A 13,532-nucleotide genomic window follows, 5' to 3' on the forward strand; every position below is an offset into this window, starting at 1 on the left:
AGTTTCATGAGGAAGTGAAGATGCAGCGCCGCTACATCACCGTCGACGTGTTCACCGACTGCGCCTTCGGCGGCAACCAGCTCGCCGTGGTGCTGGATGCCGGCGGGCTCACGACGCAGCAGATGCAGGCGATCGCGACCGAGTTCAACTATTCCGAGACGACCTTCGTGCTGCCGCCGCGCAACCCCGGCCACGACGCGGAGGTCCGCATCTTCACGCCGGTGAGGGAGCTTCCCTTCGCGGGTCATCCCAATGTCGGCACCGCTTTCGTGCTGGCCCGGCGCAGCAATGAGCCCTGGCCGCGGTTGTTGTTCGAAGAGAAAGCCGGGATCGTGCCGGTCGAGATCTGGCGGGAGCAGGGCAAGGTCGTCGGCGCCGAGCTGACCGCGCCGCAGCCGCTGGCGCGACTTGCAAAGCTGTCCGCCGCCGAGGTCGCCGCGTGCCTGTCTTTGACCGCGGACGACATCAGGACCGATCGTCATGTGCCGGAGGTCGTCGGCGTCGGCACGCCGTTCGTCGTCGCGGAATTGCATTCGCGCGACGCGCTGCGGCGGGCGGCGCCCGATGCTGCGGCGTTCGGCCGGACACTGCCGCGCGACGGCGCGTTCTCGATCTATTTCTACACGCGCGATATCGCGGCGGCGCAGGCGCCTTGCGACCTCCAGGCACGGATGTTCATGCGCGGTGCCAGCGGTTTCGCCGAGGATCCGGCCACCGGCAGCGCAACGGTCGCCGCCGCCGCGCTGCTCGCCACGCTCGATCCACTCCGCGACGGCGAGCTGAAGCTCACCATCGGCCAGGGTTTTGACATGGGCCGGCCGAGCATCCTGCGGACGACAGTGGAAAAGGAGGGCGGCGCCCTTCTTGATGCCTATGTCGGCGGCCATTGCGTACAGATGATGGAGGGGACGTTCGAGCTGGCGGGAGAGGGGTAGGGTCTCTCCTCCATGCCCGGGACAAGCCCGTGACGATCACACCTGCCGCCCCGCCAAATTCCTCACCGCCACGCCATCGCGCTCCTCGATGATCTCCGCGATCATCTGGCGGTGGCAGTGGGTGTGATCGCGCTCGTAGCAGAGCAGGCAGACCGGGCCGGCCTTCATCACCAGCGCCGAGAGCTCGTCCATCTCTTCCCGGGCCTGCGGCGTCTTCAGGTGCTTTGAATAGATCTTCTCCAGCACATCGTATTGGCCGCTGCGCGCGGCGAGGCGGCCTTCCTTCGGCGTGCCGAGCGCGGCGAGATGGACATAGGCGATGCCGCGCTCATCGAGGCCCGCGGCAAGCTGCTTCTTCGAAAAGCCGGGCCGGCGCGATGAGGTCACCGCGCGCACATCGACCACGAGCTTGACGCCGGCCTCTACGAGCTCGTCGAGCACCGCCTTGGGCGGCGTCTGTTCATAACCGATGGTGAAGAGCTTTTTCGCCTTTGCCATGAACCATCCTCAGCTCACCCGCGCGATCAGTTCCATGGCGCCGGCCGGTGCGCGCACCTTGCCCTCGTGGATGACATAGGCGAACACGTCGCGCGGCTCCTTCTTCGGCTTGGCCTTGTCTACCTTCGGCAGATCGTCGGGTTCACTCCCCTCGGCCCAGTCCTGAAAGCGCTTGGCCCAGGCATCGAGCTGCTTCGGCGGATAGCAGGTCTTGATCTCGTCATTGCCCTTCTGGAGCCGTGCATAGACGAAATCGCCGGCGACGTCGGCGATCGCCGGATATTTGCCGTGCTCGGCGAACACGACAGGCGTCTCGAACTCGCGGATCAGCGCGACGAAGTCCGGCGCGCAAAAGCTGTCGTGGCGGACCTCGACGACATGGCGCAGCACGCGCCCCTCGAGCTTGCGCGGCAACAGCTCGAGGAATTTGCCGAAATCGGCGCCGTCGAACTTTTTCGTCGGCGCGAACTGCCACAGCACCGGTCCGAGATGGTCGCCGAGTTCCAGCACGCCGGAATCATAGAACCGCTTGATGGAATCGCCGGCCTCGGCGAGCACGCGGCGGTTGGTGGCGAAGCGGGGTCCCTTCACCGAGAACACGAAACCATCGGGCACTTCGCTGGCCCATTTGCGAAAGCTTTCCGGCTTCTGCGAGCCGTAATAGGTGCCGTTGATCTCGATCGAGGTCAGCTTCGAGGCGGCATAGGACAGCTCCTTGGCCTGCGTGAGCTTCTCCGGGTAGAACACGCCGCGCCAGGGCTCGAAGGTCCAGCCGCCGACGCCGATGAAGATGTTGCCGGATTTTTTGGACGCGGTTTTTGCTTTGGCCACGGGAGGGTCTCGCATCGACGGGGAGGGACCTCATCCTAATCAAACCAGATGTGATTGGCCAGTTGCGCCGTCCCGTCTAAGGTCGCAACGGGACCCGCGCAAAAGGAGAACAAGAATGCGGATGCTGATGGTGGGAGCGGCGCTCGTCATGATGACATCTGCTGCCATGACGTTTGGTGCCATGGCCGACGATGATGACGATGCCAAGGGTGCGCAGAAGCTCGCCATGCAGGGCCGCGACGATTACTGGCATTGCCTGGCGCGGGAATATTCGCGCGACTCCAATCAGGGAATGTCGGAACAGGATTTCGGCCGCTCGGTCGCGGGCGCCTGTCCGTCGGAGCGGCAATATTACCGGGTGGCGTTGCTCGACTATCTCACCACGCAATATCCGAACATCGATGCCGGAGCTCATCTCGCCACCGCGAACAGGGCGGTCGAGTCGGCGCAGAAGGACATCGTGACGGCCTTCGTCAAGCACAGGCCGCCCGCAAAGTAGGGGGAGTGGCGAATGGCCAATCGCGAAGAGGGCACGTAAGCCGGCGCTCCTCATGCGCAACGAGCCATTCGCTACTCGCCCCTCCGCGGGGGGCTCTTCCAGCTCCGCGCGCATCCATGGTATCACTGGAGGCATCTGGAACAGGGATGGGCTTCCATGTCGTCTGAGTCGGTGGGTGGCATTCTGGGCGCGATCGTCGCGGCGGTCGTGCTTGCGGTCGCCGTCGTATTGGGGCCGATCGGCCAGTACGGCAAGCCGCCCAGGCCGGCAAAGGCCGAGCCGGCTCCGGCGGCGGCGCCCGCTGTCCCGGCCGCCCCCGTGCCGCGTGGGCCGGTGATCAAGGAAGTCCCGAATTAGCAAGGGTCTGAAAAAGGGCCGCTATGCCCCCTTGCAAAGCGGTTTTACCGTTCCTATCTAGTTTGTAACGGCGACGTTGAGCGAAACCTCCGGCGCTGGAACGACCTTGGAATAGCTTGGGCTTGCGCCGGATGTACGCGCGGTCCGCCGTTCCGGGGTCGTTGGCATTTTTGGGCCCTTTTTGGGCCTTTCCCCACAGACCCCCCGCTCGGTAGATCTTGGCAGCGCAACGTCTTGGCAGCGCAGGATGCGGCGGATATACGCTGCCGTCATGAATGAAGCGATCAGACCGGGCTCCGGCACTCCCCCGCAGGCTCAAGAGGCGCCGGAACTGTCGGTCATCGTCCCGACGTTCAACGAGCGCGACAACGTCACGGTGCTGTACCGGCGGCTGGAGGCGACGCTCGCCAACGTCGCCTGGGAAGTCGTGTTCGTCGACGATAATTCGCCCGACGGCACCTGGGACGTCGTGCGCGCGCTGGCGCAGCGCGACAACCGCGTGCGCTGTGTCCGGCGCATCGGCCGCCGCGGCCTATCGGGCGCCTGCATCGAGGGCATCCTGGCCTCCAGCGCGCCCTATGTGGCCGTGATCGATGCCGACCTCCAGCACGACGAGACGCAACTGCCGAAGATGCTGTTGCTGCTCGCAAGCGACCAGGCCGATCTCGTCGTCGGCAGCCGGTACATCGAGGGCTACAAGAGCGAAGGCTTCAACAAGCAGCGCGCCGGCGCCAGCGCGCTGGCGACCGAACTCGCCAGGAAGGCGCTGCGGGTCGAGATCGCCGATCCCATGAGCGGCTTCTTCATGGTTCGCCGCGACCGTTTCGAGGAACTCGCGCCGAAACTGTCGGTGCACGGCTTCAAGATCCTGCTCGACCTCGTCGCGAGCGCGAACGGTAGCTTGCGAGCTGTTGAAATTCCCTACACGTTCGGCGAGCGCCAGCACGGCGAGAGCAAGCTCGATTCCATGGTCGCGCTGGATTTTCTCGGCCTGGTGCTGGCCAAGTTCACCAACGATGCCGTCTCGCTTCGCTTCATCCTGTTCGCGATGGTCGGCGGCATCGGCCTCGTGGTGCATCTGACCACGCTGTTCATCGCCCTTCAGCTGTTCAAGGCGCCGTTCGCGGAGGCGCAGGCCGCAGGCGCCATCGTCGCCATGACCAGCAACTTCGCCCTCAACAACTTCCTGACCTATCGCGACCAGCGGCTGAAGGGCTTTGCGCTGCTGCGCGGCCTGATCGCCTTCTACATCGTGTGCAGCGTCGGCCTGCTCGCCAATGTCGGCGTCGCCTTCTCGGTCTACGACCAGGAGCCGATCTGGTGGCTGGCCGGCATGGCCGGCGCGCTGATGGGCGTGGTGTGGAACTACGCGATGTCCGGACTGTTCGTCTGGCGCAAGAAATAGCTCGACATGGGCGGGGCTGACGCGCGGATCGTCCGCAATACCGCGCTGGTGATCGTTGCGCTGGTCGGCTTGCGGCTGGTTGCGGCCGCGTTCACGCCGATCACCTTCGACGAAGCCTATTACTGGATGTGGTCGAAGAACCTCGCCGGGGGCTATTACGACCACCCGCCGATGGTCGCCTATGTGATCCGCGCCGGCACCATGATCGCCGGCGACACCGAGCTCGGCGTCCGCGTGTTCTCGATCCTGCTCGCACTGCCGATGAGCTATGCGATCTATCGCTCCGCCGCCATCCTGTTCGGCGGCGTGCGGGTGGCGGCGACCAGCGCCATCCTGCTCAACGTGACGATGATGGCCTCGGTCGGCACGCTGATCGTCACGCCGGATGCGCCGCTGCTGGTTGCCTCCAGCTTCGTGCTGTTCTTCCTCGCCAAGGTGCTGGAGACCGGCCGCGGCGTCTGGTGGCTCGCCGTCGGCGCGGCGGTCGGCGCGGCGCTGCTGTCGAAATACACCGCGATGTTCTTTGGCGCCGCGATCCTGATCTGGCTTGCGGCCGTGCCGAAACTGCGGCGCTGGTTCCTCTCGCCCTGGCCCTATCTCGGCGGTCTCGTTGCGTTCGCGCTGTTCTCACCGGTGATCCTGTGGAATGCGGATCATCAATGGGTCTCGTTCGTAAAGCAGCTCGGCCGCGCGAAGATCGAGGACTTCCGTCCCGTCTTCATCGCCGAGCTGATCCCGACCCAGATCGCCTTCGCAACGCCGCTCGTCTTCATCCTCGGCGCGATGGGCCTGCACGCGCTGACCTGGCGCCGGGCCGGCGCGCTGGCCTCGCGTGTGCTGATCGAGACGCTGTTCTGGACCATCGTCGTCTATTTCGTCTGGCATTCGCTGCATGCCCGCGTCGAGGCCAACTGGTTCGCGCCGGTCTATCCGCCCTTCATCGTTGCCGCGGCCGCCGCCGCCAATCTCGTGCCGTGGCAACCACGCGCGCGGCGCCTCGCGGATTTCTGCCTGCGCTGGGCCGCGCCCGTGGGCATCGTGATGTTTGCGGCGCTGATCGTGCAGGCCAACACCGGCTGGCTGTCGGGCTATCGCCGCGACGCGACGGTGCGCAGCGTCGGCGTCGGCTGGCGCGAGCTCGCCGCCGAGATCGAAGCGGTGCGCGCGCGCAGTGGCGCGACCTGCGTGCTCGCGCAGGACTACGGCACCACGGGCTGGCTCGCCTTCTATCTGCCGCGCGGCACCTGCGTGCTGCAGCAGAACCAGCGCATCCGCTGGGTCAACATGCCCGAGCCCGATCCAAAGCTGCTTGCCGGCAAGCTGATCTCTGTCGACGAGCTGCGCCCGGACGGCCATACCGCCCTCGACGAGCTCTTCGCGAAGGTGACGCAAATTGCGCAATTGCAGCGCAAGCGCGGGCCGCTCGTGATCGAGACCTACGGCATTGATCTGCTCGAAGGCGCCAAGGGCGACGTGCTCGACCGCTCGCCGCCGCCGGAAGCGCGGTAGGCGGCCCCAAAAATCAGTCGATCATCTCGGCCCTGGCGGTGGCCTGGCTCGGCCCGTTCTGGTCGCGCCAGAACCAGACGGTCACGACGCCGGAGCGGCCGCGGACCTGCGTGAGCAGGGGACCTGACAGAATGCCGTCGGGAGCGCCGTGGAAGTCGGCCGCATCCAGCAGCGTATCGCTGAGCGCGAGCCGCGCACAGTTCTGGGCGGCAACCTCCATCAAGCGGTTCGCGACGTTGACCGTGTCGCCGGTCGCCGTGATGTGCTGGTGGCTTTCGCCAAGGCGGGAGGCGACGATCGGACCGAAATGCACGCCGATCTTGAAACCGAGCTGGCCGCGGAGGGCAGGCGGCAGCGAAACGATCCAGCGATCGACGCTGCGATACAGGTCGATCGAGCATTGCAGCGCGCGCGCCGCGTCGTCGGGCATCGCGTGTGGCAGTCCGAACAGGATCATGGCGCCGTCGCCGAGAAAGCCGGTGATCAGGCCGCCGCAATCGACCGCGGCCTTGTCGATCAGCGCGTGAAATGCCCTCAGCAGATGCTGCAGCTCGTCCGGATCGATCCGTTCGCTGAGCGTCGTGAAACCGGAGAGATCGATGAAGACGACGGCCGCATCCTGCCGGACCGGCCTGGACAGGAAATTCGGATCGCGCGTCAGCCATTCCTGCACGGCGGGCGCCTGGAATTGCGCCAGCGACCTGCTCTTGGCGGCAAAATATTGCGTGCGGCGGCCGCCGGCCCACAGCTGCACGCCGGCAAAGACCGCGACCGGCGGCACCGCGGCGGCAAGCGTCGTGGCGGCGTTCAGCCAAACGCCGTGCGTGAAGGCGAACAGATTGAGCCCGGCCCAGGCGATCATCACCGCGGCTGCCGCGATGATGCCGGGCGCGCTGCGCCGCCAGGCGAGCAGGCCGACCAGCAGCATCGGCAAAAGGATCGCGGTGAGCGCGTCGGCGATGTGGACCTTGCGGTCGCGCACGATGCCGTCACCGGAGACGAGATGGGTGATCGCGGTCGAGATCACCTCGACGCCGGGCATCAGGGAATCGAACGGTGTCGGATAGAAGTCGCCGCCGCCGGCGACCGCGGCGCCGATCACGACGATGCGGTTCTCGATCGCCGCGCGATTGAGCGTGCCGTCGAAGATGCTCTGCGCGCTGACGGTGCGGATGGTGCGGCGCGGGCCGTAATAGGTGATCGGCAGCGCGAAATCGCTGTCGGTCGAGACCGCGCGATCGCCGAGCATGAGATGATCCGGCGCGATCGTCAGCGGCTTGTCGAGCGCGCGCGCCGCGACCCGCAAGGGAAACGACAGCTCGACCTTGTCGCGGGTCCGGAACAGCATCGGCACCGAAAGCGGCGAGCCCGACTGCCCCGTCGCGACGTTGACGACGCCGACCTCGGCGTGATCGGCAAAGGCGGGCAGCGGCAGCAGGAAACGCTCGGCCTGCGGCAGCGCGGCGAGGGGGCCTTCGCTGTCCGGTGCCACAGTCTCGCTGGCGGTCGGGAAGATCGCGGCGGCGGCGAGCACCATGGGTCCGGTTGCGAGCGTGTTGGCCAGCGTCGCATCGCCGATCGCCGCGCTGCGGTCGACCAGCAGCAGGTCGATCGCGACGACCTTCGGCTTGAACTGCACGATGGTGTCGACCACGCGCGCGAGATCGGCGCGCGGCAGCGGATAGCTGCCGCCGCGCTTCACGACGGTGTCGTCGATCGCGACGATGGTGACGAGATCGGGCGGCGCCTGCACGCCGCGGACCTGGGTCCGCCAATCCGTCAGCGTCGCCTCGAGCCGATCGAGAAAGCGCAGATGACCGTTGGCGTGGCCAGCATAGATGCCCGCACCCCACAGTGCGGTGAGGACGAGTGCCACCAGGATCTGAACGCGTCGGCTACTCATGCGGTCTGCAATTTTCTCTGTCATCCAAATGCGATTGGCCGAGCCTTATTGGTGGCCGAGCCTTACCCGGTCTATTGACCCAGTCTTGCCATCAGCGCGTCGACGCGCGGCTGGCCCCAGGTCTTGACGGTCAACGGGCCCGTTGCCTCGACATCGACGCCTTGGCCCGGTCCGAGCACGACGCCGCGTCCACGAGCCCTGCGGCTCACACCAACACGGCCGTCAGCAACGAAGACCGCGGTCTTGGCCTCAGCGACATCGACGGCCCATTTGGTCCCGCGCACTGCGGCGATCGCCTGCGGCGTCAGCACCTTGAAGGGATTGCCGCCGGGCTTCTTGGGCACCTCGATCAGCAGCGCCTTGCTGCTCAACTCCACGGAGTCAATATGTCCGTCGCGGTTGGCGTCCTTAAGTTCAAATCTGGCGCCGTTTTCCGCAACGATGGTGATGCCGTTGTCGCAGCGCCACACTTGCGTGCCCGCAGCCGCTGGCGATGCCGTGCAGCCGACATTGACAGCCGGCTGTGCATTCGCAGACCCGATCAACTGAAACAACCACGCCAGAGCGAAAATACCGGCGCCCGCGATCCCTCTCATGCCAGCCTCCGTTTGCGTGCTTGGCACAGTTCAAAGCGATGTTGATACGGTACCGTATCACACGCAGAGGCTGCTGAAAAGCGCCGCTCTCGGAGCTATTTCCTCGGTGCGGTCTTTTCCAGTCCGGCGCGATCAACTTTCAGTCAGGGCGCCGTGCCGCGTGAGCACTCTGTGCGCGATGTGTGATGTGGGACGGGCTTGCCGCCAGCCTGCTGACACACGCTCGAGAGGGCGCAGCGTGCACCAGCCTCGCGCAACGCTTCCCCGCTATTGTCCGGGTATTGAAGACCACGAAAACGACTTGGTTGGATGGCCTTAGAGGGGCGGCTTGTGACGTCCGTCGAACGCGCCGAACCGGCCGAGAATTATAGTTAACAGACGCTCCTAAGTCCGTAGTTCTGCGGACTTTTTTCTCGAAATGGGACAGCGTTAACGCGGTGCCTCACATCTGCCCGAACTTAATCTGCATTTAACTAAAAGTCGCCTTAATGACGCTCCGACCTCCTGCGAGATGCTGTTCCCGGATCGTGACCAGCGGCACTTCGAAGGGGGACTGAGTGACACCGTCCTGGACGCAAGGCGAATGAGTACGAGTATCGCTGCGCAGAGTAACGCGGCACGGAAGTCCAAGAATTCTCTTCGGAAGCCTTCCCGGAAAATGACCACCACCAATTGGCTGGGCGCTGCGGCGATCGGCTGCGTCGTGATGGGCGCCGGCTGGACCATCTACAGCAACGTCCTCGGCGCCAGCGTCTATCCGACCGTCGGCAGCATTGGCTACGACGAGCCCGTGATCAAGCGCGCGCCCAGGGTGGCGCTGCGTGAGGCCGGCGAGGCCATCAGGGACACCTTTGCGCTGCTGCCCGACCGGCTCCAGGTCGCAGCCCCGATCTCGCGCGAGATGTTCAACGAGCGCTTTGCCGCGGCCGCGACCCAGGGCGTGGCGTCGAATGCGAGCGCCGCGCCCGCAACCCAGGTCGCCGTCGCCAAGGAAGCGTCGAAGGACGCCCCCAAGCAGAGCGTGATCGCGAAGGTCGCGGACGCGCTGAAGCCGGCAGCACCGGCCAAGATTGCCGACAAGACTGCGGACAAGGCCAAGCGCGCGCCGGATGCGCAGATGCAACTGGCTTCGGCCGATCCGGCCGAGATCGTGCCGGCGCCTGAGGCGAAGCCGAAATCGTTTGCCGATCGCGCCAAGGCCGCGGTGATGTCGATCACCGGTCCGCGCCAGTCGATGGTCGAGAAGCTATGGGGCAAGCGCGAGCCGTCCGGCGGGCTGCTGGCCTATGCCTCGGCCGATGCCAGCGTGACCGCGTCCATCGCGCCGAGGGAGCAGAACCCCATGCTCGGCGGTTCGGCGCCCTATGAGCGCGACACGGCGGTCTACGACATCACCGCCAAGATGGTTTACCTGCCCGACGGCACCAAGCTCGAGGCGCATTCCGGCCTCGGCTCCAATCTCGACGATCCGCGCTCCTCGCGTGTCCGCATGCGCGGCGTGACGCCGCCGCACATCTACACGCTGAAGCCGCGCGAAGCGCTGTTCCATGGCGTGCCGGCGCTGCGCCTGACCCCGATCGGCGGCGAGAGCGCGATCTACGGCCGCGACGGCTTGCTCGCCCACACCTTCATGCTCGGGCCGAACGGCGATTCCAACGGCTGTGTGTCGTTCAAGGACTATTACGCGTTCCTCGACGCCTACCGTAACAAGGGCATCCGCAAGCTCGCGGTGCTGGCGCGGGTCGAGTAATCTCAGTCAATTCGCGATGATCTCAAAGGGCCGCTTGCAGCGGCCCTTTTCTTTTCTGATTTAGCCCGGCCAGCATTGTCCGCCGCCGTCGATCCTGAGCACCTGGCCCGAGACGAAGGCGCCCATGGGACCTGCAAAGAATTCGACGACGCGCGCGACCTCGTCGACGGTCGCGATGCGGTCGAGCGTGCCGGTCTCGACCATTCTGCCAGGGTCCACCGCGCGCGTGCCGAGGAAACGGCCGGTGCGGGTATCGCCGGGCGCGATGCAGTTGACGGCGATGTCGTAAGCGCGGAGCTGGTCGGCGAGGCATCGCGTGTAGTGGGTCACACCGGCCTTCGACACCGCATAGATCGAGCCCTGGGTGCGGCCCTTGAACGCGGCGACCGAACCGAGCGTGACGATGCGGCCGCGGCGCCGCTCCATCATGCCCTTCGCGACCGCCTGGCAGGTCAGGATGGTCGAGAGCAGATTGCGCTCCAGCACCGCGCGCACATCGGCCTCCTTGATGTTCACCGCGTCGTTCGGGTCGGGCTTGCCACCGGCGGCTGCGATGTCGCCGCCGGCATTGTGCACGAGGATGTCGATCGGGCCGAGCGCGGCCTCCGTCTCGGCGATCACGCGCGCGATGTCCTCGCCCCTGGTGAGGTCGCCGAGCACGCGCTGGCTGCGGACGCCGAATTGCTGGCCGATCTCTGCGGCGACCGCGGTGAGGGTGGTGCCCTCGCCATATTCCGCCGGCCCGTTCTCGCGCATGCCGTGGATGGCGACATCGGCGCCGAGCGCGGCGAGCTTCTCCGCAAAGGCGCGTCCGAGCCCGCGTCCCGCGCCGGTCACCAGCGCCACCTGTCCTGACAATACTTTCCCGTCATGTGCAGCCATGATCTTCTCCTGTTATGAAACGTCAGTCCGCCGCGAGATCGAGCCCGATCGCCATCGCCTGCACGAGGCACATCGGTGCGACCAGCGTGCGCAGTGCCGGCTCGGGCATGTCCTGGATCTCGAACACGACGCTCGCGCCTTCGACGATCGGGCTCAGGAGGCTGTCGGTGATGGAGATCGTGGGCACGCCTCGCGCAACGAGTTCGGGAAACAGCCGCGCCGTATCCGGATAGTAGTTCCGGAAGCTGATCGCGACCAGCGCGTCCTCCGTGGTTGCGGCATGCGACTGCTCGTGGATGCTGCCGCCCGTGCCGTCGAGCAGGACGACGCGGCGTCCGAGCTTGCGCAGCACGTAGGCGAGGTGGGTCGCAACCGGAAACGAGCCGCCGAGCCCGAGCAGATAGATGTCGCGCGCTTTCGCAAGGATCGCAGTTGCCGCGTCGAGCTCGCGCGCATGCACCGACTGGCTCAGCGTCACCAGCGACGATTGCGCCTCCGAGACGAAGCGGGACAGCACCGCGGCCGGCTGGCGGCCGAGTACCGATTTCTCCTCGCTCTTCATGCGGGCGAGCCGCGCCTTGTAGCTTGGTGCTACGCCGGCAACGAGGCGTGAGCGGAATACCTGCTGCATCTCGGTGAAGCCGCCGAAGCCGAGCGCATGGGCGAAGCGAACGATCGCCGAGGGCGGCACGCCCGAGCGCTGCGCCACCTCGGCCACGGTGCCGAGCGCGACATCGGTCGGGTGATCGAGCACGAACTCCGCGATCTGCTGCAGCCGGCCGGATAGCGCCCGGTGCCGCTGCGCAATGGCGCCGCGCAGCTCGTCGTAGCTCATCGCGCCTTGTGCCTTGTTCATCGTCTCGGGTCTCCGGATCGGTCGCCTGTTTAACGGCATTTCACCGTTTGGATCAAATATTCCACTTTACATCATAATTGGAATGAATATTCTAATCGCAGAAAAAAGCAAAAGACTTCGAAAACGGGAGGAAACGATGAGAGAGCGTCAGATCTCACGGCGAAGCGTTCTGAAGGGCAGCTTGATGGCCAGCGTCATCGGCGGCACCGGCAGCTTCTTTGGCCCGTGGAAAGAGAATCATGCCTGGGCGCAAGGCGCGAAGCCGATCAAGCTCGGCCTGACCTGCGATGCCAGCGGCCAATACGGCAACAGCGGCCAGGATGATTTCCGCGGCATCAAGATGGCGATCGACGAGTTCAACGCCAAAGGCGGCGTGCTCGGCCGCCAAGTCTCGTTCATCACCGCGGACACCGAGACGACGCCGGCCACCGGCAGCCGCGTTGCCGAACGCTTCATCACCCGCGAGGACTGCACCATCCTGATCGGCGCGCTGCATTCCGGCGTCGCCAACGCCATCACCCAGGTCGCCAGCAAATACGGCGTGATCTACATGAACACCAATTCCTCCGCGCCGAGCGAAGCCGGGGAGAATTGCTCGCGTGTGAAATTCGTCTGGGACGGCAACGGCACCAATTTCTCCAAGGCATCGGTCAAGAACGCAGTCGATTCCATCGGCAAGAACTGGATGCTGCTGACCAATGACTACGTCTGGGGTCACACGACGTCTGCCGCGACCAAGGCGCAGGTCGAGGCTGCCGGCGGCAAGATCATCGATAATCTGCTGGTGCCGCAGAACACCCGCGACTTCACCGCCTACCTCCTGAAGATCCAACAAGCAAAACCCGACGTGGTCGCGACTGCGATCGGCGGCGACGACATCAAGGCACTGCGCGAGCAGGTGGCGCAGCTCAAGCTCGACGGCAAGCCCGCCTGGATCAACAACCAGCAGGACTGGCCCGATGTCTGGGGCGCGCCCGACAGCCTGTTCGGCGTGTTCGGCACGACCTGGTATCACAAGCTGCAGCTGCCCGGCGTCGCCGAGTTCGTTAGGAAATGGCAGGCGGCCAACAAGGACGGCCCGATCCCGGTGCCGGGCAACGTCTCCTACAACGGCTATATGAGCACGCGCGAACTGCTCCGTGCAATCGAGCGGGCAGGGTCGACCAACAACGTCAAGATCATCAAGGAGATCGAGAACCTCAAGGTCTCGGCAACCGATCGCATGCAGCACTTCGACGCCTACATGGATCCCGTGACGCATCAGATGCAGCAGACGATCTATCTGGCGCGGCGCAACGCCAAGCCGGCCGACAACACCGATCTGTTCGAGATCATCAGCTGGACGGAGCCGAAATCGGCTGCCGATGACGCTGCGCCCGGCAAGTGCAAGCTCACGCCCTACGAGCAGGTGCCGACCGTCGACTCCTAGAGACGGTGCGTCGCGTCGTGGAACGAGCGGCGCGCATGTCGCGCGCCGCAGGCCCGGGCCATCGAGGGCTTGGGGGAGCAAT

General features: G+C 65.5%; 13 protein-coding genes. 7 read left to right on the top strand and 6 right to left on the bottom strand.

Features of this window, described 5'->3' with window-relative positions:
- The first annotated feature begins 20 nt into the window (after positions 1-20).
- Positions 21-935, top strand: a complete 915-nt coding sequence (locus AC0L3X_RS21445) for a PhzF family phenazine biosynthesis protein (protein WP_354102225.1) — start codon at positions 21-23, stop codon at positions 933-935.
- Between the two features lie 36 nt (positions 936-971).
- Here the strand turns inward: AC0L3X_RS21445 and AC0L3X_RS21450 are convergent, their stop codons facing one another.
- Together AC0L3X_RS21450 and AC0L3X_RS21455 are read right to left on the bottom strand one after the other, a co-directional pair.
- Positions 972-1,433, bottom strand: coding sequence for a DUF488 domain-containing protein (locus AC0L3X_RS21450; RefSeq protein ID WP_166342466.1), 462 nt, complete (start codon positions 1,431-1,433; stop codon positions 972-974).
- 9 nt (positions 1,434-1,442) lie between these two features.
- Positions 1,443-2,279 (bottom strand): DUF72 domain-containing protein, encoded by an 837-nt coding sequence (locus tag AC0L3X_RS21455; RefSeq protein ID WP_175627368.1) that lies wholly within the window; start codon positions 2,277-2,279, stop codon positions 1,443-1,445.
- 100 nt (positions 2,280-2,379) lie between these two features.
- Between AC0L3X_RS21455 and AC0L3X_RS21460 the strand changes: the two genes are divergently transcribed.
- The 4 genes from AC0L3X_RS21460 to AC0L3X_RS21475 all read left to right on the top strand — a co-directional run bounded on the left by AC0L3X_RS21460 (position 2,380) and on the right by AC0L3X_RS21475 (position 6,034).
- The gene (locus AC0L3X_RS21460; RefSeq protein WP_063982423.1) at positions 2,380-2,763 is read left to right on the top strand and encodes a hypothetical protein; all 384 of its coding nucleotides are present in this window, start codon (positions 2,380-2,382) and stop codon (positions 2,761-2,763) included.
- A 156-nt stretch (positions 2,764-2,919) separates the two neighbouring features.
- Positions 2,920-3,120: a hypothetical protein gene (locus tag AC0L3X_RS21465; protein ID WP_071912499.1), complete on the top strand. Its 201-nt coding sequence runs from the start codon at positions 2,920-2,922 to the stop codon at positions 3,118-3,120.
- Positions 3,121-3,391: 271 nt separating this feature from the next.
- A complete protein-coding gene (locus AC0L3X_RS21470) occupies positions 3,392-4,525 on the top strand; it encodes a glycosyltransferase family 2 protein (RefSeq protein ID WP_283016969.1) in 1,134 nt (377 codons plus the stop codon).
- A 6-nt stretch (positions 4,526-4,531) separates the two neighbouring features.
- Positions 4,532-6,034, top strand: a complete 1,503-nt coding sequence (locus AC0L3X_RS21475; protein WP_166342462.1) for a glycosyltransferase family 39 protein — start codon at positions 4,532-4,534, stop codon at positions 6,032-6,034.
- Between the two features lie 13 nt (positions 6,035-6,047).
- Here the strand turns inward: AC0L3X_RS21475 and AC0L3X_RS21480 are convergent, their stop codons facing one another.
- Both AC0L3X_RS21480 and AC0L3X_RS21485 read right to left on the bottom strand, forming a co-directional pair.
- On the bottom strand, positions 6,048-7,937 hold the full coding sequence (locus AC0L3X_RS21480; RefSeq protein WP_283016968.1) for a CHASE2 domain-containing protein: 1,890 nt from the start codon (positions 7,935-7,937) through the stop codon (positions 6,048-6,050).
- Positions 7,938-8,008: 71 nt separating this feature from the next.
- Positions 8,009-8,533 (bottom strand): FecR domain-containing protein, encoded by a 525-nt coding sequence (locus AC0L3X_RS21485; RefSeq protein WP_166342461.1) that lies wholly within the window; start codon positions 8,531-8,533, stop codon positions 8,009-8,011.
- A 658-nt stretch (positions 8,534-9,191) separates the two neighbouring features.
- Between AC0L3X_RS21485 and AC0L3X_RS21490 the strand changes: the two genes are divergently transcribed.
- Positions 9,192-10,283, top strand: a complete 1,092-nt coding sequence (locus tag AC0L3X_RS21490) for a DUF2778 domain-containing protein (protein ID WP_166342460.1) — start codon at positions 9,192-9,194, stop codon at positions 10,281-10,283.
- A 60-nt stretch (positions 10,284-10,343) separates the two neighbouring features.
- Here the strand turns inward: AC0L3X_RS21490 and AC0L3X_RS21495 are convergent, their stop codons facing one another.
- Together AC0L3X_RS21495 and AC0L3X_RS21500 are read right to left on the bottom strand one after the other, a co-directional pair.
- Positions 10,344-11,165 carry an SDR family NAD(P)-dependent oxidoreductase gene (locus tag AC0L3X_RS21495; protein WP_283016967.1) on the bottom strand — a complete coding sequence of 274 codons (822 nt, stop codon included), beginning with the start codon at positions 11,163-11,165 and terminating at the stop codon, positions 10,344-10,346.
- Positions 11,166-11,187: 22 nt separating this feature from the next.
- Positions 11,188-12,021: a MurR/RpiR family transcriptional regulator gene (locus AC0L3X_RS21500; protein ID WP_071912511.1), complete on the bottom strand. Its 834-nt coding sequence runs from the start codon at positions 12,019-12,021 to the stop codon at positions 11,188-11,190.
- Between the two features lie 136 nt (positions 12,022-12,157).
- On the opposite strand from AC0L3X_RS21500, the gene AC0L3X_RS21505 reads away from it, so the two are divergent.
- Positions 12,158-13,450 carry an ABC transporter substrate-binding protein gene (locus tag AC0L3X_RS21505; protein WP_224517354.1) on the top strand — a complete coding sequence of 431 codons (1,293 nt, stop codon included), beginning with the start codon at positions 12,158-12,160 and terminating at the stop codon, positions 13,448-13,450.
- Positions 13,451-13,532 lie beyond the last annotated feature (82 nt).

It is taken from the genome of Bradyrhizobium sp. MI1.7, from assembly GCF_055811795.1.